Here is a 23,852-nt window from a genome sequence, read left to right as displayed (position 1 = left end):
CTGTTTCTAGTATAGCGTTATCTTGTACTACTTGTCTTTTTGTTTTATGACGGTTTCGTGACAGCAAGCTCACGAAGATGCTTAACCTCAATTGGTTTAAGCGGACGCACGTCACCTGGGTTCATCCCTTTTAGCGTCAGGAAGCTGTATTCCTCACGTTTTAGCTTCTGAACTCCATGGCCAACTGCTTCAAACATGCGACGAACTTGACGATTGCGACCTTCGTGAATGCTTAATCTCACAATCGCTGTATTTTTTTTCTTGTCCACGGTCATAAGCTTAACTTGAGCTGGGGCTGTCTTCCCATCTTCTAGCATGATCCCCTTTTCAAGTCGTCTTAAGTTTTCTTTTGTTGGGATACCTTCTACCTTAGCTACATACACCTTGTTAATGGTGTGTCGAGGATGCATGAGAAGATTGGCAAATTCTCCATCGTTTGTCAGTAAAATTAAACCGGATGTTTCATAATCTAAGCGTCCTACAGGAAAGACCCGCTGTTCCACTTGAACATAATCAGTGACTACTTTTCGGTCGCGATCATCACTTACACTTGAAATGACTCCACTCGGTTTATATAAAAGAAAGTAAACAGGTTCTTCCTTATCGATCGGAACACCATCCACTTCAATTTTATCTCGATTTGCTTGTACTTTTACACCTAATTCAGTCACGGGTTTTCCGTTCACTGACACCCGTCCCTGGAGGATTAATTCCTCTGCTTTTCGTCTGGATGCAACGCCTGCGTGGGCAATCACTTTTTGTAACCGTTCCATTATCATTCACCTCACGTACCATCATACCCCCAGAAGCGTCATTACACAAGATTAGACAAAAAATTAACGTAGATCAAGCATGGGTGATTACATAGTTAGGCAACATTCAAAATAAAAAAAAGACTAATGACATCACCTAGTGATCATTAGTCCTATGCGAACTCATACTCCATGGAATAAAATCGTAATAATAACGATAGAAGCCACAATACCAACTAAATCAGCGAGCAAGCCTACTTTAAGCGCATCTCCCATCTTCTTTACACCGACAGCTCCGAAGTAAACGGTTAAGATATAAAAGGTAGTATCGGTACTACCTTGCATCGTCGCTGCCAGTCGCCCGATAAATGAGTCCGGCCCGTGAGTGGCAATTAAATCACTCATTAAGGCAAGCGCTCCTGTTCCTGAAACAGGACGCAACAATGCTAGTGGCACGATCTCACCGGGAACACCTATTAAATGAAACAGAGGTGACATCGCGTTCATTATAAAATCAAGGGCACCCGAGGCTCTGAATACAGAGATTGCCACCATCATTCCCACTAAATATGGAATAATGGAGATCGACATCCCAAACCCTTCCTTAGCACCTTCTACAAACGTTTCATAGGTTGGAACTTTTTTAATCGTTCCATACACTAAAATGCCGCCAATTAAAAAGGGAATAAACCAGATTGAGAGTTCCGTTAACCAACTCATATTGTTCGCTGCTTTCTCATCTTTCTCATATAAAAGATGCGATCAATGATTATGGCTCCAATGAATGCACAAGCAGATGCCATAATCGTTGGTCCGACAATATCTGTTGGAGAAGCAGAGCCGTAACTCATCCGAATTGATATAACGGTTGTTGGAATAAACGTAATACATGCCGTATTCAAAGCGAGTAGCGTCACCATGGAGCGACTGGCTGAATCTCGATTATGGTTAAGTTGTTTTAATTGCTCCATTGCTTTAATTCCCATTGGTGTAGCAGCATTCCCAAGACCAAACATATTAGCCGTGATATTACTTAGGATATACCCCATTGCCGGATGGTTAGCAGGAACCTCCGGAAAAATCTTTGTAGCAAGAGGACGTAACATTTTAGCAAATGTTGCGAGAAGACCAGATACCTCGGCAATTTTCATTAAACCTAACCAAAATGCGAGTACACTGATTAGACCGAGACAGATGGCAACACCCTCCTTTGCACCTGAAAATATGGCTGCATTCACTTGGTCCATCGTCCCATTCCAGGCTGCAAAAAGAACGCCAATCACAAACATCGACATCCAAATTTTATTGATCATTTGCTTGGACCCCCACTACGACCTGGATCACTCCAAACAACCGATTCCAAAAGGAGCGCTTTTCTTCTACGGTTGGAGGATCATAATAAAGTGGAATACTTGTCAGAACTTCTTGATCCATTTTCACAGTTAGCTTGCCAACAGGTTCAGTCAATTTTTCCTCAGCTACGGGAGGTGTAACGAGTGTTACTTCTTGATTTAACTTGTTCAACTCGTTTTTCTTAATCGGGTAAAAATACGATTGCTTTGAATAGACTCTTCCTTTATAGTACTCGTCCTTAACAAGTGAAATAGGCCCCTCTTGAACAACCTCCTGAAGCTTTACTTGATCAAATGCCCAATTAAAGAGATTCATATGATCATCCCAATCACTTGGCGCATCAAGTGTGACAACGATCAAATCAAGATCGTTTTTAGTTGCTGTTGACACAAGCGTCCGATGGGCCAGCTTCGTATATCCTGTTTTTCCACCAGTTGAATACTTATAAAGCTGGGTAAGTAGCTTGTTCTTGTTGTGAAATACTCGAGTCGTTCCTTCTTTTGTCCGATAATCACTTGTACTTGAGATCGTTTTATACGTCTCATTGGTCATCGCATACTGAGTTAGAAGAGCCATGTCATATGCGCTGGAGCGATGATTTTCAAGATCATCTAAGCCATGTGGATTTTGAAACGTTGTGTGCTCCATCCCTATCTCTTCTGCTTTCTGATTCATAAGTAGAACAAAGCCCTCGACGCTTCCTCCTACATGTTCAGCAATAGCCATTGCCGCATCATTGCCACTTCTCATCATTAATCCATACACCAAGTCTTCGAGTAACACCTTCTCCCCAGCTTGTAGGTAGAGTGAAGATCCTTCTGTTCCAAATGCTCGATCAGACACGGTAACAGTCTCATTTAGTTTACCGGACTCAATGGCGAGAATGGCTGTCATGATCTTTGTTATGCTTGCGATCCGCATCGGTTCGTGTTCGTTTTTCCCATATAACACTCTGCCGGTAGACTGCTCCATTAAGACAGCAGCTTGCGCAGAGACCCCAATGTTTGCTTCTGCTTTTACAAGCCCGGTTGTCCATCCCATCGTTAACAGCAATACGGATAGTACTAATAAACTGATCTTTTTTATCATCTGCTCCTCGCCTCGTTCCTGTCTTCAAGGATTGTCCCCTGACTTCTTACCAACATGTCTATGCCGGACAACCTTTTTTATGACGGGTTATAGGGTTTAGAAAAAAGAGAAGTGAGCAGACTAGCTAAAAAATGAAAGAGTGATTCGGGTGGTAGAAGAACTAAAAGATTTAGGACTCATAATTTTAAGAATCATTACCATTTTCCCTTTACTTCTCGTTATGACGATGTATATGGGAAAACGTTCGATCGGGGAGCTCCCCATCTTTGATTTTCTAATCATTATTTCTCTTGCTTCTGTTGTTGGAGCAGACATTGCTGATCCTAGTGTAAAACACCTGCCAACAGCCTTTGCTATCATCTGCATCTGTTTACTTCAAGTCTTTGTGTCAAAGCTAGCTATCCGAAATCGTACCTTTGGAAAATGGATTTCATTTGAGCCAACAGTTGTCATTCGAAATGGGAAAATTCTAGTCCAAAATATAAAAAGTATTCGGTACTCTTTAGATAACATTTTAGAAATGGCACGAAGCAAAAGCGTATTTGATCTAGATGAAATAGAACTTGGTATTATTGAAGCGAGTGGTGAGCTCAGCATATATAAGAAAGCAGAGAAACAATCTCCTTCAATTGAGGATCTAGGGATTCAAAAAACGCCTGGAGGGATCGCCTACCCTGTCATTATTGAAGGTGAAATTCAAGAAGAAATATTAAAGAGACTCAAAATAAACAAAAAAAACCTCCTGGATAAATTAAACCAGAAGGGTATTCAGACGTACGATTCCATTTTTCTTTGTACCATTAATTCAAATGGTGAGATTCAGCTTGCTTACACAAACCATGATATTAAATACGAAGCCATTCAGCATTAGCCTTTTGGTTTAAAGATAAGAGAAGCTAAGAAACCAAAGATAATCGCGGCAGAAATCCCGGCACTTGTCACCTCGAATATCCCTGTTAATACACCAATGATACCGTTTCGAGCCACTTCATCCATCGCCCCTTGAACAAGGGAGTTACCGAAGCTGGTAATCGGAACCGTTACACCTGCTCCAGCAAAATCAATGAGTCGATCGTAAACGCCAATTCCATTTAAGACGGCGCCGCTTACAACAAGTGTAGACATGGTGTGAGCTGGCGTTAGACCACCTACATCCATTAAAAGTTGTCCAATGACACAGATTAACCCTCCAACGAGGAAAGCCCAAAGAAAGATCAAGCTCTCACCCCCTCTGCTTCGATTGATACAGCATGTGCAATACAAGGGATGGATTCCTTTTGTTGAAATGAAAGTGGCGATAAAAGAGCACCTGTTGCAATCACAAGAATGCGATTTAACTCACCTTTTTTCATTCGGTTTAACAGATGACCATATGTAACAACAGCGGAGCATCCCGGGCCACTCGCTCCAGCAAGTACAGGTTGATCTTCCTTATAAATCATGAGGCCACAGTCTTTAAACTGGTTTTCCTTTAACACGATTCCTCTTTGCTCACACAATTCTTTGGCAATGGCGAGTCCAATCTCACCTAGATCACCACTCACAATCAGATCGTAATCCTCAGGGCTTTTTCCAGTATCACGAAAATGTGCTTCTAGCGTATCAACCGCAGCAGGTGCCATCGCTCCGCCCATATTAAATGGATCAGACAATCCCATATCAATAATTCGCCCAATCGTTGCGGCCGTCACTCGTGGACCATTACCTTCATGTGATACAACAGCTGCACCTGCTGCTGTTACCGTCCATTGTGCGGTTGGCGGTTTTTGCCCACCGTACTCAGTTGGATAGCGAAATTGCTTTTCTGTGGCTGCGTTATGACTGGATGCTACAGCAACAGCATGTTTTGCTCCCCTTGTTTGAATGAGGTACGCAGCCATTGCAAGACCTTCCATTGAAGTAGAACAAGCACCAAAAAGTCCGAGATAAGGAATCTTAAGACTTCTTCCTGCAAATGTCGAAGGAGTTAGTTGATTAACCAGATCGCCAGACAACATAAACTGTATTTGATCCTTTGTCAGCCCACCTTTCTCAATCGCCTTTTCACATGCTTGTTCAATTAAAACGGTTTGTGCTTTTTCATATGAACCCTGGCCCATCCAAAGGTTATCATGCAACAGATCAAATTCATCCGCCAAACGACCATTCGCTTCAAAAGGTCCACCTATTGTCCCGGTTGAACGAATAACCGGTTTGCTTTCGAATACCCAGCTTTGTTTTCCTACTAGCATTTAAAACCCTCCTTGAACGATGGTTTTAATAATGGCCACAAAAAATGCTGCAACTGTCCCAAATACAATAACTGAACCTGCAAGTTTGAACATATTTCCACCTACACCCAGCACATATCCTTCTGTACGATGTTCGATCGCCGCAGATGCAACCGAATTTGCAAACCCCGTGACAGGTACAGCCGTTCCCGCACCAGAGAATTGAGCAATTCGATCGTAAACGCCAAAACCTGTTAGTAAGGTAGATAGTAAGATAAGAACTGCGACGGTTGGATTACCTGCTGTTTTTTCAGTGAAATCAAAAAAGGTATAAAAGAAAATAGAGATCCCTTGACCTATTACACAAATAAGACCTCCAACTAGAAATGCTCGTATACAATTCTTAAGAACAGGTCTTTTTTTCTCATGCTTTTTGGCAAGTTGCTGATATTGCTTTTGTTCTGGGTTTAATTTATTTGTTGCCATCTACACTACCCCTTCATATCTTCTTCTAGTTTCTCTAGTTTCTTCTTTAATTCATCTGCCGCGATCTTTTCATCTGCTAATTGTTGTTCCAGTTTTTCAAGCTCCATGTAAATTTTTCGATCTGTGGACACATGGACTTTTGATTCAGGAAACTCATCCTTTACTCGTTTAAAAGCCTCCTGTCGGATATGCTTTAGCTTAAGACGATCCAGTTGCTTCACTTTTGGATCAAGGAATAATAAATGTTCATATTGAATTCCTTTAACATCAGTCACTTCTTCCATTTGAAGCACGAGCTCTTTTGCTTGATTTATGTCACTTTGGCTTACGACAGGATTCATATCTTCGCCTGAAAGAGACTTTATATTCTTTGCCCCACCACAAGCCGTGAGAACAAGTAGGCTCATCACCCAAATGCTTATAACCCTCTTATACATAACATCCATCCTTCACTTATTTGCGTCGATCATTTCACTTAGCATTTGAGTTAGTGCGTTATTTTATAACAACAAACGCATGTTTTTTTCTCGGATAACAATCGGCTTTTCGTTCAAACTAAGAAACACGTTAAATGAAAGGAATTGTTATATGCTTGATTCTACTTATGGTTCTCTGACTGTTGAATTAATTGTTGGCTTTTTTGCTTTATTATTATTAACAAAAATTCTCGGGAAAAATCAGCTATCACAGCTTTCTCCCTTTGACTTTGTCTCAGCCTTAGTTGTTGGGGAACTCGTTGGTAATGCGATCTATGATGACGAGGTGAGTATTTTTAGGGTGCTTGTTGCCATTGCAATCTGGGGAACGTTGATTTATTTGATTGAAATCATTACACAGAAAATTAGAAGATCCCGCTCATGGCTTGAAGGCAGCCCTTCCATTGTGATCTATAAAGGAAAGGTTGATTTTAAAGCGTTAAAGAAAAATAAATTAGACATTAATCAGCTGCAGCATCTGTTAAGGGATAAAGGAGCTTTCTCTATTAATGAAGTAGAACACGGAGTCCTCGAAACCGATGGGACCATTACGGTTTTAAAGAAACACCCATTTGACACGCCAAAGAACCAAGAGCTTAATATCAAGCCTTCTCCTGTCCCTCTTCCATTGTTAGTGATCCTTGATGGAGAGATATCAAAGAAAAACCTAGAAACAGCAAACCTTACAGAAACCTGGCTCCAAAAAGAAATTCATAAACAAGGTTATAAGAAGTGTGAAGAGATCTTATACGGGGAATGGATTGAGGGCGACGCCTTGTATCTCCAAGCTTATGAAGAATCATCTTCATAAACGTTCACAAGGCTATTGATTTTCATTTTCGATAAAGTAAGGTAGTATTAGGGTTAGATAACAGAATAATCTCGTCAGGCGTTTGAGATTAACCAGGAGGAATGTGATCATGGTCAGAAGTATATTGAATAATGTGTATTCACTTGGTTTAGGTGCTGCCGTAGCTAGTAAGGAACAAATTGAAAAAGCGGTAGATGATTTAGTCAAAAAGGGCGAGATCAAACGTTCTGAATCAGAAAATCTTGTGGAAGATTTAATTGAAAAAGGAAGTCAAACTCAAAAACAAATTGATGGCATTGTTCAAGAACGTGTTCAACAAATGCTTCGTTCTATGAATATCGCAACAAAAGAAGAAGTGGAAGCATTAGAGCGCAGAATTAGAGAATTAGAACAATCCATTCCAAAACAGTAAAACAGATACTCAGACCAGAAACAAAAATGGCGGTTCTTTTTAAAGATCCGCCGCTTTGCGTTTTTTGTCTCTTTTTATAGAGTTGGAGGTGACCAAGCATTGATTAAAAAACGCATTCGCTATATTCAACGATACCAAGACATACTGACAGCTCTTTTTCATTATGGGTTCGGTCACTTAGTTCGTGATCTTGGACTTCTAGACTTTGTGAGAACACCGAAAAAAAAGAAAGACCCAAATTACTATCGCTCTACTGCAGAACGACTTCGCTTACTCTTAGAAGAGCTAGGACCTACGTTCATTAAACTTGGGCAAGTGGCAAGCACTCGATCTGACATTTTTCCGGATTATTTAATTAGTGAATTGAGCAGACTTCAAGACCATGTCCCACCATTCTCCTATCAAGAAGTAAAGTCCATCATTGAAGAGGACCTTCACGCCCCTCTACATGAGATCTATCACGATTTTGATGAGGAGCCTATAGCAGCAGCCTCTATAGGTCAAGTACATAAAGCTCTCCTTCCATCAGGCGAGCAAGTTGTAGTTAAGGTAAGACGCCCAAACATTGAGAAGATTGTCTTAACGGATTTAGCCATTCTTGAAGATTTACTCAGCTTAGCCGAGGAGCGCCTAATCTGGGTGAAACAGTTTAACCTTTTAGATGTGTTCCATGAGTTCTCGGAAGCTTTAAAGTTAGAAATGAATTACCGGGAAGAAGCGCAGAACACGGAAAGAATACTCCGTCAATCTGAAGAGGACCCGTTTGTTGAAGTTCCTAACATCTTTAATGAATTCTCAAGCAAACGAATCTTAACCATAGGTTTTGTTGAAGGAGAAAAGATTACGTCTATCACAGAAGAAGCAGGCTACAACTTAAGCAAAGTGGCTGAGAACTTCGCCAAAGGGCTGTTCCAACAAATCTTTGTCTTTGGGTTCTTTCATGGAGACCCCCATCCGGGTAATGTATTTGTTAAAAAAGACGGAACCATTGCACTGATTGATTTTGGGATGGTTGGAAGACTTTCGATGGAGATGCGTCAAAACTTAGCGTTATTAGTCATCGGACTAAAAAGCAGACATACAGATAAAGTATTAAAGGCATTAAAAAACATGAAAATTGTGCACGACGAAGTGAATCAAGTTCTTTTAAAGGATGACTTAGACGCGCTCCGTCTTAGATACTATGACGTGCCGATTAGTGAAATCAGTCTTGGAGAGGCTGTACAGGATTTGTTTACTGTTGCAAACAAACACAATTGTAAGATCCCCTCCGATCTCACGATACTCGGGAAATCATTATTATCAGTTGAACGAATTGTTTCAACTTTAGATCCAGAGCTTAGAATCATGGATTTAATTGAACCTTTTGGGAAAACACTGATCAAAGAACGGTACGATCCACGGCGGCTAACTTCACTTTTAAAAGATGAAGTGATTGATTCCATTGATCTTGTGAGAGATCTCCCTAGAGAATTACGCGCTTTATCAAAGTCCGTTCAGCATGGGAAAATTAAAGTCGAAATTTCTGTACCTGAGGTAGATCGCTTAATTAACAAAATTGATAAAGTAAGCAACAAAGTGTCATTTGCCATTGTATTAATGTCCTTTAGCGTCATAATGGTGGGAATCATTGTTGGGGCTTCTTTAACAAGTGAACCGACGATCCTACTACAGCTTCCCGCTATTGAAATTGGATTTGTGATCGCCATTTTAATGTTCCTGTGGATCATCTTTTCTATTATTCGATCGGGACGATTTTAGCAAGAAAATACAAAGTTGGCAGGTATGTATATGACAATTGAATTCGACATTATTAACACACTCGCAATTATCTTGTTTATTGTGAATCTCCTCCTAGCCACAGTGCTCATCTTTATCGAAAGAAAAGATGCCACATCAACATGGGCATGGTTACTTGTTCTCTACTTTATTCCGTTTTTAGGCTTTATCATTTATTTATTAATTGGTCAGACCTTATCGCGGAGAAAGATGTTTGAGTGGGAAGGTATTCAAAAGATTGGCATTGAAAGTGTGATTGAAGAGCAAAAAGAACATATTAAGGACCCTGATTTTGCCTTTAATGAACCGGTTGTTGATGAGAGTCGTGACTTAATCTATATGATGCTGATTAATAACGACGCGATTTTAACGAAGAATAATGAGGTTCGTCTATTTACGGATGGTCATGAGAAATTTGAGCAGTTGCTTTTAGATATCAAAAACGCAAAATCATTCATTCACATGCAGTATTATATATTCCGGAACGATGAAATTGGTAAGAAGATCATTCGAGCACTCACAGCCAGAGCTCGTGAAGGCGTTAAGGTTCGTTTCTTATATGATGATTTGGGATCGCGAAGTTTAAAAAGAAAGCACCTTTCTGAGCTTGAGCAAGCGGGCGGTGAGATTGGTGTGTTTTTCCCCTCAAAGCTTTCACCTGTGAATCTTCGTCTTAATTACCGGAACCATCGCAAATTAATTAATATTGATGGATCTTTAGGATATGTGGGTGGATTTAATGTTGGAGACGAATACTTAGGAAAAAGTAAAAAGTTCGGTTACTGGCGCGATACGCATTTGCGATTAAAAGGTCCTGCCGTCCATTCGATTCAAACTCGGTTTATTCTCGATTGGAACCAAGCCGCCAAAAATTATCATATCTCTTATGAGGATCGCTACTTTCCAACGATTGAATCAACTGGATCCACTCCGATTCAAATGGTATCAAGTGGGCCTGACTCAGAGTGGGAGCAAATTAAAAGTGGCTACCTAAAAATGATCATGAAGGCTGAAGATTCCATTTATATTCAGACTCCATACTTTATTCCAGACCAAACACTGCTTGATGCGCTAAAGGTCGCTTGCTTAAGTGGAATTAATGTTCAAATCATTATTCCAAATAAACCTGACCACATGTTTGTTTACTGGGCCACACTTTCCCATGTAGGCGAATTATTAAAAGTGGGAGCAAAGGTTTACACATATGAAAATGGGTTTATTCATGCGAAAACCTTAATTGTCGATCGTAAAATAAGCTCAGTTGGTACAGCAAATATTGATATGAGAAGCTTTAAGCTAAACTTTGAAGTCAATGCATTTATTTATGAAAAAGAGTTGGCTGAAAAGCTTTTAGCGAAGTTTGATGAGGACTTAAAGCTTTCTAAGCTTTACACGTTGGAGATCTATGAGCAACGACCAAAATGGATTCGATTTAAAGAGTCCATTTCAAGATTACTTTCGCCTATCTTATAAAAGATAAACACGAGACTGGGACATAACATGAATCTGGGTAGCAAAACACAAACATAGGAATAAATCCGCTACAGGAGAATCCCTCGCTTTCCACGGGAACGGCCTCAGCCCCTTCCACGGGGAAAGCGCCGCTACAGTGTCTTCACCGCGTTCTGTTCCGTAGGAGTCTCGGGTTCTCCTTCCGCTCGTCTTACTAAAATAAGATAAACACGAATGACGAATGATTCAATCTTAGAATCATTCGTCATTTTCTAGTTGATTTATAGTTTTGTCTTAACCACATTTTTTATATATTCTACCACCCAAACCCTTCATGTTGAATACGTCATGACAAAATGGAGAACTGCTTCTTCGTTGGAGCGATTTTCATACGCATGCTCCACATCTGCTTCAAACTTAACGGCATCATATGTAGACAATTCAGTTGGCCGCTCTTCAATCCAGACCGTGACCTCTCCCCTCATGACCGTTACATATTCAACAACGCCTTCTTGATGTTTTCCAGGACGATATGTGCTATTCGGTTTTAAGAACGCTCGGTGAACCTCCACTGGTCCATATACTCGGTCATCAAACATTGGCTCGAGAAGACAAACGCCATCTACACTATATACTTTGTTCCCATCATGACTACGCGAAATTTGTACATCTTCTGTTTCTTTTAACAGAGCGGATATCGGTATACTTAGTGCATTTGCGATTTTCCATATGACAGCTAAGGATGGATTTGCTTCCCCTCTTTCAATTTTACCAAGCGTTAACGCACTTACCGAGGAGCGGTCAGCTAGCTCTTGAATGCTTAATTGCTTCTCCAATCGGACCTTTCGTAGCGTACTTCCTATTTGAGTGGTGAATTGCTTTTCATTTTCATATCGATTCAAAGGGTATAAACACTCCTTTTCTTTTTACACTTATGATACTATAATATACAAAATATATATTATAGTATATGAAATGAGGCTATTATGAAAGAATTATTGATTGGCTTACTTGCTTCTGCATTCTTTGCTGTTACATTCATCTTAAACCGTTCAATGGAGCTGGATGGTGGAAGTTGGATGTGGTCCTCTTCTCTACGCTTCTTTTCCATGGTACCGTTTCTTTTCATTCTTGTATTGTTTCGACGTAAACTGATGCTCTTACTTCAAGAAATGAAAAAACAGCCGATACAATGGCTTATCTGGAGTTTTGTAGGCTTTGTTTTGTTTTATGTACCGATTACATTCGCCGCATCCTATGGACCAGGCTGGCTGCTCGCTGGAACTTGGCAGCTAACCATCATATGTGGTGCTTTACTTGCTCCGTTATTCTTAATGAAACATGGATCAATCACAAAACGATCTACCATTCCATTATCAACGTTAGCTGTTTCAATCTTTATCTTACTTGGGGTCATACTCATTCAAATTCCAAATGCACGATCGCTATCAACAACAGAAATTGTACTCGGTATTGGTCCGGTTGTTATTGCTGCTTTCGCCTTCCCGCTCGGTAATCGCAAAATGATGGAGGTTTGTGGCGGCCGACTTGAAACCATTGAGCGCGTCTTTGGCATGACCCTTGCAAGTTTGCCGTTTTGGTTCATTATTGCATGTATCGGTTTTGTGCAAACAGGCTTGCCATCAGCCTCACAAGTTACGCAGTCAAGCATTGTTGGGTTAAGCTCAGGAGTCATTGCCACAACACTATTGTTCTATGCTACAAACCAAGTGAGGCACGACCAAGCTCGTCTTGCTTCGGTGGAGGCTACACAATCCATGCAAATTCTCTTTGTTATTATTGGAGAAATGCTTTTATTATCCATTGCCCCACCAAAAGGGATTGCCTTGTTTGGTATTGTTATCATTATTGCTGGATTACTCCTACACGCGTACCTCACCTATAAGAATACCAAAAAGATCTTGTTCAATCAGAAAGCGTCATAGAAAAATAAAAGAGTGAAAGAGGCCGGGACATCATTTTAAATTAAAGATTTTAACACAAATATAGCAATAAATCCGCCACAGGAGAATTCCTCGCACCCACAAGAACGGCCTCAGCCCCTTTCGCGGATAAAGCGCCGCTACAGTGTCTTCACCTCGTTCTGTTCCGTAGGAGTCTCGGATTCTCCTTACGCTCGGTTTCTCAAAAACACAAATGGCGAATGATTAGACCGTTAAATCATTCGCCATTTTCTTATTGATTTTTAGTTTTGTCTTAGGCTAGTTTGAATTCTTAGACTTAATAGGGCTGCCAGCGTAATTTCTTGGCTTCAGCAAATCGTTTTGAAACCTCTTGCCAATTTACAACATTCCACCACTGCTCAATGTAATCCTTACGTACATTTTTGTATTTTAAATAATAGGAGTGTTCCCAGACATCTAGCACGAGTAATGGGACTTGGTCCTGCTGCGATAGGTTTTGATGCTTCTCTGCCTGAAGGATTTCTAGACGATGTGATCGTGGGCTCCAAACGAGTATTGCCCAGCCTCCCCCTTCGACCTTTTCTGCAGCAGCTGAGAAATGAGCTTTAAACTGCTGGAAGTTTCCAAAATCCTTTTGGATCTGAGTGGCAAGCTCCCCCATAGGTGCTCCTCCGCCATTAGGAGACATCACCATCCAAAACAAGGTGTGTAAATAATGACCTGCCCCGTTAAACGCAAGCTCTCTTTCCCAGTGCTTCACCAAATCAAAGTCACCTGTTCTTCTTGCCTGCTGAAGCTCAAGTTCAGCTTTATTTAAATCATCTACATATTTTTTGTGGAGAATGTCATGATGAATACGCATCGTTTCTGCGTCTATATAAGGTTCTAATGCATTTGCTTCATAAGGCAGTGGTGGAAGAGTATGTCCGCCAATGGGTACAGGGTTCTCATCAACCACACCGTTTTGCTGACTAAAATTTTGCAATAGATTCCATTGTCGGTACGCTTCATCCGCTAATTGTACGATAAACGCTTCATCATGAGAACGATAAGTGAGTCCTTCACGTAAATGAAAAAGTGCTTGTTCAAATGGGTCTGTAACAATTTGGTTGCGCTTTAGTGACACTATATTCTCAAGCCATTTCTGTTCCAAATGCTGCGCCCAATTTACAATGGACTGAATGTATTCACTCAAAACAAAGCCCCCTAATTTTTCGTTTGGGTTATTGTATGTGTTAATGCCTAGATTGTGATTAGGATTTTAACAGGATAAAGTGCATAAAAAAACGAACGATTCATGGGTATAAATCGTTCGTTGCTTTTTCCCTTCCATTCATTGATCTTCTGATTCATTCATTTTTTGAAAGAAGAGGTCAGCTTCATCTTCAGAGAATTCATCATTATCTCCTTCAGGTAATGGAGGAAGTTCCGAGAGATCTGTTAGTCCAAAATGGTCTAAAAAATAATCCGTTGTTCCGTAAAGAATGGCCCGTCCAGTACCGGAGACCCTTCCGACGTCCGTGACAAGGAGCTTTGAGACAAGTGATTGGAGTGATTTCTCAGACTTTACTCCTCTCACTTCATCAATCTCAACTCTAGTAATGGGCTGCTTATATGCAACGATTGCGAGAGTCTCCAGTGCTGCACGTGATAAGCCTGAATGGATAGGTGAAGATGCAAGCTTCTTAAAATAAGATGTATGTTCAGGAAGAGTTGCAAGCTTTAAAACACCAGCTGTTTCAATGAGCTGCAACCCTCGATTCATGTCAGAAAACGATTGCTTTAAGCTTGTAACTGCCGCGTTCACATCACTTTCCTCTAATTCTAGTACGTCCGACAGCTGTTGATAGGTTAAACCCTCATCGCCTGTCACAAATAGCAGTCCTTCTATCACTGCATGTAACTCTTCTTTCTTCATGCACTAATCCCTCCGCCAGCCTGGTAAATCAAAATATCCGAAAAGTGATCGTGCTGTTCACAGCGAATAACGTTTGTTTTCATAAGCTCAAGTACCGCTAAGAACGTCACGACCAGCTGGCTTTTTTCACCTGATTCAAATAAATCTTCAAATCGCTTGGGACCCTGAGTTTGAAAAATCAGGTTCATCACTTCATCCATCTTTTCTTCAATTGAATATTCTTGACTTTTAATTGTTCGTGTTTGTGGTGTACTAAATGTTTTTCGTTTCATCAGCTTTTGATAAGCAGATAGCATATCAAACAATGAAACGCCTTGAATGGCAAGATCCCTGCGTTCCTGTTCCGTTATGTATGGATCAAGATCCTCAGGTGGTTTTGTATGAATTAAACTGCGCTCTTGTTCCTTATCTTTAAGCGTCTCAGCTGCTTCTTTGTATTTACGATACTCAATGAGCTGATACATTAATTCATCTCGAGGATCGTCATCTTCTTCCATAGACCATTCGTCTTCAAACAGCTCTGTTGATTCTTTAGGTAGGAGCATTTTACTTTTTATCGCAAGTAGCGTTGCTGCCATCACCAAATATTCGCTTGCTATATCGAGTTCAAGATCATTCATTGTATGAATATAATGTAAGTATTGATCAGTAATTCGCGCAACGGGAATATCATAAATATCTAATTCTTCTTGATTGATTAAATGGAGAAGAAGGTCTAGTGGTCCTTCAAATGCATCCACTTTTACACTATAGGAATTCATTTATATCACGGCCTTTTGCATACGTTCAATTGGAGTATACCATACTTATGATTACGGTGGAACGCTTGCTATTTAAGAGCTACAGTTGGTATATTGTATCCATTAAGGTTGTTTGACGTGGAGGTTTGATCATGCACTATCCAAAAGCTTATATTGATTTTCTTATCTATTTTCATACAGATCGAGACTATTTTGAATGTCACGAGGTACTAGAAGAACATTGGAAGACTACGCCACGCAAAAAGGGAGATCATTATTGGGTCGCTCTCATCCAACTAGCCGTCGGGCTTTATCACGAGCGGCGCCAGAATCTTGAAGGGGCAAAGAGAATGTTCACTAGCTCGCGACGAATCATTCAAAACGATCCGCATGCTATTAAAAAGCTTGGTTTAGATTCCCATCAGCTTCTAGAAATGATCAATGATCGTCTGAACCAAATGGAACATACTGAATCATTTTCAGATATGAACTTACCCATCGATGACCCTCGTTTACTTTTAGAGTGCCGTAGCGCTTGTGAAGCAAAGGAACTGGTTTGGTGTGCACCGAGTATGCTTGATCGAGAAGAACTTGTTCATAAACACTCGCGAAGAGATCGAAGCGAAGTCATTGCCGAACGTGCGCTTCAACTAAAGAAACGAAGAGAATTAAAACAAAGAGGCTGAGAAAAAACTATAAATCAACTAGAAAATGGCGAATGATTCTACAATCGAATCATTCGCCATTTGTGTCTTTCGTATTTTAGTAAGACGAGCGGGTGTGAACCCGAGACTCCTACGGAACAGAACGCGGTGAAGACACTGTAGCGACGTCCTTTCCGTAAAAGGGGCTGAGGCCGTTCTTGTGGGTGCGAGGATTCTCCTGTGCGGATTTATTGCTATGTTGTATTTAGCTACCCACATTAATGTTATGCCTCAGCCTCTTACCTTTTCTTAAGCGTCAATTGCTCGACTAAGATTAGCCATCTCAATGGCAGCAATCGCTGTTTCTGCCCCTTTGTTTCCAGCTTTTGTCCCAGCTCGTTCAATCGCCTGCTCAATCGTGTTTGTTGTTAATACGCCGAAGATGACCGGAATACCTGTAGATAAAGCCAGCGATCCCACGCCTTTAGCAGCTTCATTACAAACATAATCAAAGTGTGGAGTCGATCCTCTAATTACTGTACCGAGTGTTAAGATGGCATCGTATTTGCCAGTGTCAGCAAGCTTTTTAGCCGCAAATGGAATTTCAAATGCTCCAGGCACCCACGCTACTTCAACATCAGCGGCGTTAACGCCATGTCTTTTTAGTACGTCCTCTGCTCCAGATAGCAGCTTACTTGTAATAAATTCGTTAAACCTCGCGACAACAATCCCAATCTTTAATCCTTCTCCTGTTAACTTACCTTCATAAATCGTTCCCATTTTACTCTCTCCTATCTCTGTTTAAAATTTTAATAAATGACCTAGTTTATCTGATTTTGTTTTCAGATAGTTCTTGTTTTCTTGAACATGTGGAAGCTGAATCGGCACACGTTCAGCAACTTCTAAATCATAGCCAGCAAGACCCGTAATTTTGCGTGGGTTATTGGTTAACAGCCTCATTTTACGAACACCAAGCTCTCGTAGAATTTGAGCACCAATACCATACTCTCTAAGGTCTGCCGGAAAGCCTAATTTCTCATTTGCTTCAACTGTATCGTAGCCTTCTTCTTGAAGCTTGTAGGCCCGAAGCTTATTTAATAAGCCAATACCTCTACCTTCCTGTCTTAAATACAGTAATACCCCCTGGCCTTCTTCTTCAATTTGCTTTAGAGCAGCATGCAGTTGAGGACCACAGTCACATCGGTGAGACCCAAATACATCACCCGTCAGACACTCAGAGTGAACTCGCACTAGAACGGGTTCTTCTGTTGTAATGTCTCCTTTTACTAATGCGACACTTTCTTTTCCCTCCAGCGTATCGGAAAAACCTACAATCTTAAATTCACCGTATTCTGTTGGTAAAACTGTCTCAATTTCTCTAGTAATGAGTGACTCTTTTTGGTGCCAGTACCGAACAAGATCTTTAATCGTTATCATTTTTAACTGATGCTCATCCGCAATTTTTCGAAGCTCAGGTACTCTAGCCATTGACCCGTCTTCGTTCATAATCTCACAAATCACACCCGCCGGTCTCGAACCAGCAAGTCTTGCAAGGTCAACAGCCGCTTCGGTATGACCAACTCTTCTTAGAACTCCTCCGTCTTTTGCAATTAACGGAAAGATATGGCCCGGTCGTTTAAAGTCACCTGACACAGTTGCCGCATCAGCCAAAGCGCGAACCGTATCTGAACGCTCGTGTGCCGATATACCTGTAGTACTTGTCTGATGATCAATGGATACGGTAAAAGCCGTTTCATGAGGATCTGTGCTATCCTGAACCATCGGGCTTAAATTTAATTGAGAAGCAATCTCTGAACTTACAGGTGCACAGATCAGTCCACGTCCATGAACAGCCATAAAGTTGATTACCTCAGGAGTTGCCTGATCTGCAATCGCTACAAAATCACCCTCATTTTCCCGATCCTCATCATCACAAACAATGATGACCTTTCCTTGTTTTAATTCGTTAATCGCTTCTTCTATTCGATCAAACGGTGATTTCTCCATATGTTCACTTCCTTCCCTCTGTTCCTATGATGTAAATCCATGTTTTTTTAAGAATCCAGAAGTGATCGGACCTTGCCGCGGGTTCTCTAAAAATTGCTCAATGTATTTTCCGACGAGATCACATTCTATATTCACGATATCTCCGACTTCTTTATTTCCAATAATGGTTTGTTCAACGGTGTGAGGAATAATGGAGATCGTAAAGCTTGATTCTTCTACGCCAAATATCGTTAAACTCGTACCATCCACTGTGACGGAACCTTTATGTATCATGTACCGTCTGAGTTCCTTTGAAACTTGAATCGTATAATAAATAGCATTTTGCTCAGCCGTTTTCCTTACAATGGTTCCGATCCCGTCAACATGACCTGACACAAAGTGTCCGCCAAAGCGTCCATTTGCATGCATCGCTCGTTCCAAATTCACTTTAGAGTTTGTTTTTAGTGCTTGAAGACTTGACGCTCGAACCGTTTCCGGCATAACATCTACCACAAACTCATGATCCGAGTATGAGGTAACGGTTAAACAGACACCGTTAACGGCAATGCTATCTCCTTCATGCACATCTGTTAACACTTCTTTAGCTGCGATGGTCATCACGATGGCTTCGCCTGTTTCCTTCATTGCTTTAATGGTTCCAACTTCCTCAATAATTCCAGTAAACATGTTAGTCACTCCTTACTCTAGATAGGATCCTTATGTCTTCTCCAAGCTGTGTAACAGATTGAATCTGCAATTGTAGTGCATCATTTAAATGATTGATCCCTTCTCCACCTACTACAGGAGAAGCAAGTCTTCCTCCAACAAGCTTTGGCGCGAGGTATTGAACCACTTCATTTACATAGCCCTCTTTAATGAAGCTGCCATGGGTTTCTGCTCCACCCTCGATCAAAATGGTTTGAACCTCACGTTTTCCTAATTCAAGAAGTACATCACCAATTGTTAGTGTTTTAAGTCGAATCACTTGAACACCTTGATTTGTCAGGTGTTTCTCTCGTTCTTCAGAAGCCGTTTCCAATGTGAAAATGACCGTTTGTATTAAGTGATCCGTGACAATCTGGGCATTAAGTGGTGTGCGTAGCTTTGAATCAAGCACCACACGCATAGGATGGCGACTAACAGCTCCTTCCAAGCGTGTGGTAAGCGATGGGTTATCCGCGAGCACCGTTCCAACACCCACTAAAATGGCATCATGATCATGCCTTAACCGATGCCCATCCATCCGAGCCTCTGCGCCGGTAATCCATTTACTTTCACCTGATACCGTTGCCGTTTTCCCATCGAGCGTTGAAGCCGACTTTAGTGTGACATAAGGGCGATGGGTCTTAATAAAGTGAAAAAAGGCACGATTTAGTTCAAGAGCTTTCTTCTCACAGACTCCTACTTCAACCTCGATGCCAGCTTCCTCAAGCATCTTGACTCCCTTTCCACCTACTTCGGGATTTGAATCAACACAAGCAACCACTACGCGTTTAATGCCTGATTCAATAATTCGCTTTGCACAAGGAGGTGTTCGCCCGTAATGACTGCAAGGTTCGAGTGTGACATAAATCGTCGCTCCCTCTGCCTGATCTTGTGCCATATGTAAGGCATGAACCTCTGCATGTGCTTCCCCTGCCTTAAGATGCGCGCCTGTTCCAACAATCCGTCCATCATTCACCACAACCGCACCAACCATTGGATTTGGTGATGTTTGCCCTTTTGCTGATTGGGCTAAGGTTAAAGCAAGTTTCATAAATTCTTGATCCATCCACATAACACCTCGTTCGTAAAATATAGAAAAAACCTTGAAGGCATCGCTTCAAGGTTTGAATGAATAAGCATAGAATCGTACAGCAAATAGACACTCTTAACATCGATTGTTAAAAATGTGCTGCTCGAACAAGCGATTTCTCTACACATTTTTGTGTTTAGGAAACCACTCGTTTGCTTTTTCCTTCTCCCATCCAGACTGTCACTGTCGGCCCTGGAGTTTCACCAGATCCACCGCTACACAACGTGTAACGGGTCACGGACTAAGAGACTAACGCCTCATCACCGCCGGTCGGGATTTTCACCCGGCCCCGAAGCAAAAAGATATGAAGTTGATTTGAATAATAGCACTAGCATTCTAAAAATGCAAGTAAACCACTCAAGATTAATCACTTATGATTCTATTGATCTTCTGAAAGAAACGTTTTTGCCATATGCTGATCAAGCTCTTCAAATTGGTCATAGGAAATGGTCGAGTATAGCTCACTTCGTTTTTGCATTTTCTCCAGACTTCCTTTTTGCGTACCTTGTTCTTTGATTTCAGAAAAGATCAATTCGTATGCTTTCGCAGCGACACGTATCGACGTTACCGGATAGATGACCATAGCAAATCCCCATTGCTTAAACTCATCAGCTGTAAAGTATGGGGTTTTCCCAAACTCGGTCATATTTGCAAGTAACGGGATATCGAGTTGCTCTGCGAACCATTCAAATTCCTCTGCTCCCTCTAACGCTTCTGGAAAGATCGCATCTGCACCAGCTTTCATATAAGCAATACTTCGATCTCTTGCTTCTTGCTTCCCTTCTACACCTCTAGCATCCGTTCTAGCCACAACGTAAAGTGTCGGGGCGACTTTCTTAATCGCTCTAATCTTTTGTACCATTTCTTCCGTTGAAACCAGTCGTTTCCCGTTAAGATGACCACATTTCTTTGGAAGCTGCTGATCTTCAATTTGAACAGCTGCCACATCTGCTTCAACCATCTCTGCGGCTGTTCTAGCTACGTTTAACACTCCTCCAAATCCAGTATCAATATCCACTAAAAGAGGTAGATTTGTCGCTCGAATAATCTCTCTAGCCCGTGCTGCAACCTCATTTGATGTAATGAGACCGAGGTCCGGCAGTCCACGGCTCGCTGTGTAGGCCGCACCAGATAAGTATAAAGAGAGAAAACCTGCTTCCTTTGCTACGAGTCCTGCCAGCGGATCATGCGCACCCGGAATTTGCAGAATGGGATCTGCTGAAACAAGACGCGCAAACTCATGAGCTAGTTCTTTTTGCGTGAGTGGTGGGTCGACAATCCAAGCCATATGTCACATTCCTTTCGTTAAGACGGTATAAACAATTGCATCAGAGCCGGAACCGTTAATTTTTCCACATTTGATTGAGTAGAAAATGCCTCTAAAATACTCTCATATTGCTTCTCTACATAATGTACCTGGAGATTTTGTTCAAATTTCCGTTCAATATGTGGAATGGCTTCCTTCCTTCTAAAACGATGACCGAGAGGATATTCACGTACAATTTGATCTGTTTCCGTTCCATCCTTAAAAATAACTTGTACGGCATTCGCAATTGAACGTTTGTCGGGATTTAAATAATCCAATGTATAGTCTTTGTTTTCAACAACATGCATCTTGCTTCTAAGTTCATCTACCCTCTCGTCATCTGCTTGCTTTTGTTCATAATCGTCTGCAGTGATTGACCCTTTTAATAAAGCTATAGCCGTAATGTACTGCAAACAATGATCCCTGTCAGCTGGATTTGTCAGTGGTCCTTTTTTATCAATGATTCGTATGGCTGATTCGTGTGTCGAAATCGTAATGGTATCAATCTCGTCAAAGCGTCCGGCTACATCGGGGTGCAAATCAATCGCACATTCAGCTGCTGTTTGCGCATGAAACTCCGCTGGGAACGACACTTTAAATAACACATTCTTCATGACATAGTCATCGAGCTCTCTTGTGAGTACTAGCTCTTTGCCTTTGAAAAGAACATCTTGAAATCCCCAACCTTTTGCACTTAGGGCTGTTTGATAACCCATTTCTCCCTTTAGAGCAGTCATTGCAAGAAAGACACCTCTACTCGTTGCATCCCCTGCCGCCCATGATTTTCTCGATCCTGTATTAGGCGTGTGTCGATACGTTCTGAGACTTGAATTATCAATCCATGCATGAGATACGGCGTTTGCGACCTCTTGCTTCGTTCCACCCATCATCGCGCATGTCACAGCTGTAGTAGCGACTTTTACAAACAAGACATGATCTAATCCAACTCGGTTTAAGCTATTCTCGAGTGCAAGAACTCCTTGAATTTCATGTGCTTTGATCATGTAATCAAGCACGTCCTTTACCCGTAATGGCTTCTTTCCCTCTGCTACACAAGCCTGGCTTATGTAGTCACTAACCGCGAGAATGCCACCTAAGTTATCAGAAGGATGCCCCCATTCCGCAGCTAACCACGTATCGTTATAATCAAGCCACCTAACCATTGTACCGATATTAAAAGCAGCCTGAACCGGATCAAGCACATATGGGGTCCCTGGAACTCTTGACCCTCTCGGAACAACGGTCCCAGGGACAATCGGACCAAGAAGCTTCACACATTCCGGGTACCTCAGAGCTAGGATGCCGCAGCCCAATGTATCAGCTAATACATATCTTGCCGTAGTATAGGCTTCTTCACTAAATGTTCGTTTGGAGCAAGCATAATCAGCAATTTTCTCCAGAAGCACGTCGGTTTTCTCTGTTTGATTTAATGTCGTCATGCAAGAACCTCCTAGTATTAGATCGATTGATAAGGTGTCCCTTTATACTGAACTCGCGGCCTGAACAAACGGTTGTTTTGATGTTGCTCAGTAATATGAGCACATAATCCCGCGGTTCTCGAACAGAAAAAAATCGGTGTGAATAAGGCAATGGGGATGCCTAACATGTAATAAACAGGAGCAGCATAATAATCGAGATTCGGGAACAACCCTTTCTCTCGTTCCATCAGTTCTTCCCCTGCCTCGCACATTCGTAAAAAGCGATCATCCCCGCGCTGATCGCTTAAGTCGATCAGTGCCCGCTTCATAATTAATGCACGTGGATCCATTTTCTTTGCGTAGACCCGGTGACCAAACCCCATGATCTTTTCTTTTTGACGGAGTTTTTCTTGGAGTAACGTTTCGAACGCCTCTGGTGTTTCCACTTGTAATAAAAGCTTCATTACCTCCTCATTCGCTCCCCCGTGTAAAGGACCTTTTAACGAAGCAACGGCGCCCGTTAATGCCCCGTACATATCAGACAACGTTGAGGCAATGACTCTTGCTGCAAAAGTTGAGTTTGGCAACTCGTGCTCAGAGTAAAGCAATAAGGACAAATCAAAAATACGTTCCTCAAGCTTTGACGGGACGCGACGGGTGAGTAAGTATAAGAAGTTAGCACTGTACGATAAGCTCGAATCCGTTACGATTGTCGGCTGACCATTTAATAGATGATACGAGTTTGCTGTAATCATAGGAAGTGTGGCGAGAAGGCGATACGCCCTGTTTGTGTTAGCTTGAGGTGAACAATCATGAAGTGAGTGATCAAATCCAGCTAATACAGAAAGTGCCGTACGTTGTGCATCCATAGGATGAGTTTCTTGAGGTAGCTCTTTGAGGATGGACCAAAGTGGTGTTGGAATGCTGCATTGGTCCTTTAGCTTTTGTTCTAAAGCGTTTATTTGTTTCTGATCTGGGAGCTGATGTTCAAAAAGTAAATGAATCATCTCTACATATCCAATGTGTTGGGTTAACTCCATTAAATCAAAGCCTTTGATTAAGATCTGTTCTCGATCTGTATCAAGATAAGAAATAGTGGTATCAAGCGCAATGACGTCCTGCAGTCCTGCTTTAGACAATGGTTCGGCCGGCATATAATTCCTCCTCACGTTGTCAAAACCCAGATTTTAGTGAATACCAAATTAAATAAAGCGCTTTCATTACTTTCTAACCATACTTTACCATAGGTGAGGTGTTAGCTCAATATAAAAAGAGTGTGACACATAACATTAATGCAGAT

Annotated in this window: 26 protein-coding genes and 1 riboswitch; of the genes, 7 read left to right on the top strand and 19 right to left on the bottom strand. The window is 41.5% G+C overall.

Translation table 11 applies throughout. The annotated features are described in order from the left end of the window. Window positions 1-44 precede the first annotated feature (44 nt). The 4 genes from NSQ54_08980 to NSQ54_08965 form a co-directional block, all read right to left on the bottom strand. On the bottom strand, window positions 45-773 hold the full coding sequence (locus NSQ54_08980) for a pseudouridine synthase (GenBank protein WYP28207.1): 729 nt from the start codon (window positions 771-773) through the stop codon (window positions 45-47). 162 nt (window positions 774-935) lie between these two features. Further along, window positions 936-1,472, bottom strand: a complete 537-nt coding sequence (locus tag NSQ54_08975) for a spore maturation protein (GenBank protein WYP28206.1) — start codon at window positions 1,470-1,472, stop codon at window positions 936-938. After that, window positions 1,469-2,065 carry a nucleoside recognition domain-containing protein gene (locus NSQ54_08970; protein WYP28205.1) on the bottom strand — a complete coding sequence of 199 codons (597 nt, stop codon included), beginning with the start codon at window positions 2,063-2,065 and terminating at the stop codon, window positions 1,469-1,471. Before NSQ54_08970 ends, NSQ54_08975 begins: the two co-directional genes overlap by 4 nt. Beyond that, window positions 2,055-3,194 carry a D-alanyl-D-alanine carboxypeptidase family protein gene (locus NSQ54_08965; GenBank protein ID WYP28204.1) on the bottom strand — a complete coding sequence of 380 codons (1,140 nt, stop codon included), beginning with the start codon at window positions 3,192-3,194 and terminating at the stop codon, window positions 2,055-2,057. Before NSQ54_08965 ends, NSQ54_08970 begins: the two co-directional genes overlap by 11 nt. Before the next feature lie 148 nt (window positions 3,195-3,342). On the opposite strand from NSQ54_08965, the gene NSQ54_08960 reads away from it, so the two are divergent. Beyond that, complete coding sequence (locus tag NSQ54_08960) at window positions 3,343-4,065, top strand: DUF421 domain-containing protein (protein WYP28203.1); 723 nt, start codon at window positions 3,343-3,345, stop codon at window positions 4,063-4,065. On the opposite strand, the gene spoVAE is transcribed toward NSQ54_08960, so the two are convergent. The 4 genes from spoVAE to NSQ54_08940 are packed head-to-tail and all read right to left on the bottom strand — an operon-like array spanning window position 4,062 to window position 6,327. Further along, window positions 4,062-4,412 carry a stage V sporulation protein AE gene (gene spoVAE, locus NSQ54_08955; GenBank protein ID WYP28202.1) on the bottom strand — a complete coding sequence of 117 codons (351 nt, stop codon included), beginning with the start codon at window positions 4,410-4,412 and terminating at the stop codon, window positions 4,062-4,064. The two genes, NSQ54_08960 and spoVAE, sit on opposite strands and share 4 nt — an antisense overlap. Further along, window positions 4,409-5,425: a stage V sporulation protein AD gene (gene spoVAD, locus NSQ54_08950; protein WYP28201.1), complete on the bottom strand. Its 1,017-nt coding sequence runs from the start codon at window positions 5,423-5,425 to the stop codon at window positions 4,409-4,411. Before spoVAD ends, spoVAE begins: the two co-directional genes overlap by 4 nt. Further along, the gene (gene spoVAC / locus NSQ54_08945) at window positions 5,426-5,890 is read right to left on the bottom strand and encodes a stage V sporulation protein AC (protein WYP28200.1); all 465 of its coding nucleotides are present in this window, start codon (window positions 5,888-5,890) and stop codon (window positions 5,426-5,428) included. 5 nt (window positions 5,891-5,895) lie between these two features. Beyond that, complete coding sequence (locus NSQ54_08940) at window positions 5,896-6,327, bottom strand: hypothetical protein (protein ID WYP28199.1); 432 nt, start codon at window positions 6,325-6,327, stop codon at window positions 5,896-5,898. Window positions 6,328-6,478: 151 nt separating this feature from the next. Between NSQ54_08940 and NSQ54_08935 the strand changes: the two genes are divergently transcribed. The 4 genes from NSQ54_08935 (at window position 6,479) to cls (ending at window position 10,841) form a co-directional block, all read left to right on the top strand. Beyond that, window positions 6,479-7,177 (top strand): DUF421 domain-containing protein, encoded by a 699-nt coding sequence (locus NSQ54_08935; protein ID WYP28198.1) that lies wholly within the window; start codon window positions 6,479-6,481, stop codon window positions 7,175-7,177. Between the two features lie 109 nt (window positions 7,178-7,286). Further along, window positions 7,287-7,589, top strand: coding sequence for a phasin family protein (locus NSQ54_08930; protein WYP28197.1), 303 nt, complete (start codon window positions 7,287-7,289; stop codon window positions 7,587-7,589). Window positions 7,590-7,688: 99 nt separating this feature from the next. Beyond that, complete coding sequence (locus NSQ54_08925; GenBank protein WYP28196.1) at window positions 7,689-9,350, top strand: AarF/ABC1/UbiB kinase family protein; 1,662 nt, start codon at window positions 7,689-7,691, stop codon at window positions 9,348-9,350. 30 nt (window positions 9,351-9,380) lie between these two features. Next, entirely contained in the window at window positions 9,381-10,841 is a 1,461-nt protein-coding gene (gene cls, locus NSQ54_08920; GenBank protein ID WYP28195.1) for a cardiolipin synthase, read from the top strand. Window positions 10,842-11,152: 311 nt separating this feature from the next. On the opposite strand, the gene NSQ54_08915 is transcribed toward cls, so the two are convergent. After that, window positions 11,153-11,722, bottom strand: coding sequence for an XRE family transcriptional regulator (locus NSQ54_08915; protein WYP28194.1), 570 nt, complete (start codon window positions 11,720-11,722; stop codon window positions 11,153-11,155). A gap of 84 nt (window positions 11,723-11,806) precedes the next feature. Between NSQ54_08915 and NSQ54_08910 the strand changes: the two genes are divergently transcribed. Further along, the gene (locus NSQ54_08910; GenBank protein WYP28193.1) at window positions 11,807-12,766 is read left to right on the top strand and encodes a multidrug resistance efflux transporter family protein; all 960 of its coding nucleotides are present in this window, start codon (window positions 11,807-11,809) and stop codon (window positions 12,764-12,766) included. Between the two features lie 295 nt (window positions 12,767-13,061). Here NSQ54_08910 and NSQ54_08905 read toward each other — a convergent pair whose 3' ends face one another. The 3 genes from NSQ54_08905 to NSQ54_08895 all read right to left on the bottom strand — a co-directional run bounded on the left by NSQ54_08905 (window position 13,062) and on the right by NSQ54_08895 (window position 15,424). Beyond that, entirely contained in the window at window positions 13,062-13,940 is an 879-nt protein-coding gene (locus NSQ54_08905) for a superoxide dismutase (protein WYP28192.1), read from the bottom strand. A gap of 138 nt (window positions 13,941-14,078) precedes the next feature. Further along, window positions 14,079-14,663, bottom strand: a complete 585-nt coding sequence (gene scpB, locus NSQ54_08900; GenBank protein ID WYP28191.1) for an SMC-Scp complex subunit ScpB — start codon at window positions 14,661-14,663, stop codon at window positions 14,079-14,081. Next, the gene (locus tag NSQ54_08895) at window positions 14,660-15,424 is read right to left on the bottom strand and encodes a segregation/condensation protein A (GenBank protein WYP28190.1); all 765 of its coding nucleotides are present in this window, start codon (window positions 15,422-15,424) and stop codon (window positions 14,660-14,662) included. Before NSQ54_08895 ends, scpB begins: the two co-directional genes overlap by 4 nt. Before the next feature lie 131 nt (window positions 15,425-15,555). Between NSQ54_08895 and NSQ54_08890 the strand changes: the two genes are divergently transcribed. Further along, on the top strand, window positions 15,556-16,089 hold the full coding sequence (locus NSQ54_08890; protein WYP28189.1) for a DUF309 domain-containing protein: 534 nt from the start codon (window positions 15,556-15,558) through the stop codon (window positions 16,087-16,089). Between the two features lie 267 nt (window positions 16,090-16,356). Here the strand turns inward: NSQ54_08890 and ribE (NSQ54_08885) are convergent, their stop codons facing one another. The 7 genes from ribE (NSQ54_08885) to mmgD all read right to left on the bottom strand — a co-directional run bounded on the left by ribE (NSQ54_08885) (window position 16,357) and on the right by mmgD (window position 23,706). Beyond that, window positions 16,357-16,827: a 6,7-dimethyl-8-ribityllumazine synthase gene (gene ribE, locus NSQ54_08885; GenBank protein WYP28188.1), complete on the bottom strand. Its 471-nt coding sequence runs from the start codon at window positions 16,825-16,827 to the stop codon at window positions 16,357-16,359. 21 nt (window positions 16,828-16,848) lie between these two features. After that, window positions 16,849-18,054: a bifunctional 3,4-dihydroxy-2-butanone-4-phosphate synthase/GTP cyclohydrolase II gene (locus NSQ54_08880; protein ID WYP28187.1), complete on the bottom strand. Its 1,206-nt coding sequence runs from the start codon at window positions 18,052-18,054 to the stop codon at window positions 16,849-16,851. A gap of 24 nt (window positions 18,055-18,078) precedes the next feature. After that, a complete protein-coding gene (gene ribE, locus NSQ54_08875) occupies window positions 18,079-18,720 on the bottom strand; it encodes a riboflavin synthase (protein WYP28186.1) in 642 nt (213 codons plus the stop codon). Between the two features lies 1 nt (window position 18,721). Beyond that, on the bottom strand, window positions 18,722-19,804 hold the full coding sequence (ribD, locus tag NSQ54_08870) for a bifunctional diaminohydroxyphosphoribosylaminopyrimidine deaminase/5-amino-6-(5-phosphoribosylamino)uracil reductase RibD (protein ID WYP28185.1): 1,083 nt from the start codon (window positions 19,802-19,804) through the stop codon (window positions 18,722-18,724). Window positions 19,805-19,984: 180 nt separating this feature from the next. Next, window positions 19,985-20,129, bottom strand: a riboswitch (FMN riboswitch). Window positions 20,130-20,207: 78 nt separating this feature from the next. After that, window positions 20,208-21,116 (bottom strand): methylisocitrate lyase, encoded by a 909-nt coding sequence (gene prpB, locus NSQ54_08865; protein ID WYP28184.1) that lies wholly within the window; start codon window positions 21,114-21,116, stop codon window positions 20,208-20,210. 17 nt (window positions 21,117-21,133) lie between these two features. Beyond that, complete coding sequence (locus tag NSQ54_08860) at window positions 21,134-22,573, bottom strand: bifunctional 2-methylcitrate dehydratase/aconitate hydratase (GenBank protein ID WYP28183.1); 1,440 nt, start codon at window positions 22,571-22,573, stop codon at window positions 21,134-21,136. Window positions 22,574-22,590: 17 nt separating this feature from the next. Next, window positions 22,591-23,706, bottom strand: a complete 1,116-nt coding sequence (gene mmgD / locus NSQ54_08855) for a citrate synthase (GenBank protein ID WYP28182.1) — start codon at window positions 23,704-23,706, stop codon at window positions 22,591-22,593. Window positions 23,707-23,852 lie beyond the last annotated feature (146 nt).

The organism is Alkalihalobacillus sp. FSL W8-0930 (assembly GCA_037965595.1).
In the GTDB taxonomy this organism is placed as follows: Bacteria; Bacillota; Bacilli; order Bacillales; family Bacillaceae_D; genus Alkalicoccobacillus.
The sequence above is the reverse complement of the archived record's forward strand: the minus strand, read 5'-3'. Positions and strand labels throughout refer to the sequence as shown.

Coding starts and splice junctions, on each gene's coding strand:
- NSQ54_08895 (WYP28190.1), bottom strand. CDS start 15,424: ATGAATTCCTATAGTGTAAAAGTGGATGCATTTGAAGGACCACTAGAC.
- prpB (WYP28184.1), bottom strand. CDS start 21,116: ATGGCTTGGATTGTCGACCCACCACTCACGCAAAAAGAACTAGCTCAT.
- NSQ54_08975 (WYP28206.1), bottom strand. CDS start 1,472: ATGAGTTGGTTAACGGAACTCTCAATCTGGTTTATTCCCTTTTTAATT.
- NSQ54_08980 (WYP28207.1), bottom strand. CDS start 773: ATGGAACGGTTACAAAAAGTGATTGCCCACGCAGGCGTTGCATCCAGA.
- ribE (WYP28186.1), bottom strand. CDS start 18,720: ATGTTTACTGGAATTATTGAGGAAGTTGGAACCATTAAAGCAATGAAG.
- NSQ54_08930 (WYP28197.1), top strand. CDS start 7,287: ATGGTCAGAAGTATATTGAATAATGTGTATTCACTTGGTTTAGGTGCT.
- NSQ54_08940 (WYP28199.1), bottom strand. CDS start 6,327: ATGTATAAGAGGGTTATAAGCATTTGGGTGATGAGCCTACTTGTTCTC.
- NSQ54_08970 (WYP28205.1), bottom strand. CDS start 2,065: ATGATCAATAAAATTTGGATGTCGATGTTTGTGATTGGCGTTCTTTTT.
- spoVAD (WYP28201.1), bottom strand. CDS start 5,425: ATGCTAGTAGGAAAACAAAGCTGGGTATTCGAAAGCAAACCGGTTATT.
- NSQ54_08935 (WYP28198.1), top strand. CDS start 6,479: ATGCTTGATTCTACTTATGGTTCTCTGACTGTTGAATTAATTGTTGGC.
- scpB (WYP28191.1), bottom strand. CDS start 14,663: ATGAAGAAAGAAGAGTTACATGCAGTGATAGAAGGACTGCTATTTGTG.
- mmgD (WYP28182.1), bottom strand. CDS start 23,706: ATGCCGGCCGAACCATTGTCTAAAGCAGGACTGCAGGACGTCATTGCG.
- cls (WYP28195.1), top strand. CDS start 9,381: ATGACAATTGAATTCGACATTATTAACACACTCGCAATTATCTTGTTT.
- ribD (WYP28185.1), bottom strand. CDS start 19,804: ATGGATCAAGAATTTATGAAACTTGCTTTAACCTTAGCCCAATCAGCA.
- ribE (WYP28188.1), bottom strand. CDS start 16,827: ATGGGAACGATTTATGAAGGTAAGTTAACAGGAGAAGGATTAAAGATT.
- NSQ54_08965 (WYP28204.1), bottom strand. CDS start 3,194: ATGATAAAAAAGATCAGTTTATTAGTACTATCCGTATTGCTGTTAACG.
- NSQ54_08880 (WYP28187.1), bottom strand. CDS start 18,054: ATGGAGAAATCACCGTTTGATCGAATAGAAGAAGCGATTAACGAATTA.
- spoVAC (WYP28200.1), bottom strand. CDS start 5,890: ATGGCAACAAATAAATTAAACCCAGAACAAAAGCAATATCAGCAACTT.
- NSQ54_08890 (WYP28189.1), top strand. CDS start 15,556: ATGCACTATCCAAAAGCTTATATTGATTTTCTTATCTATTTTCATACA.
- NSQ54_08910 (WYP28193.1), top strand. CDS start 11,807: ATGAAAGAATTATTGATTGGCTTACTTGCTTCTGCATTCTTTGCTGTT.
- NSQ54_08860 (WYP28183.1), bottom strand. CDS start 22,573: ATGACGACATTAAATCAAACAGAGAAAACCGACGTGCTTCTGGAGAAA.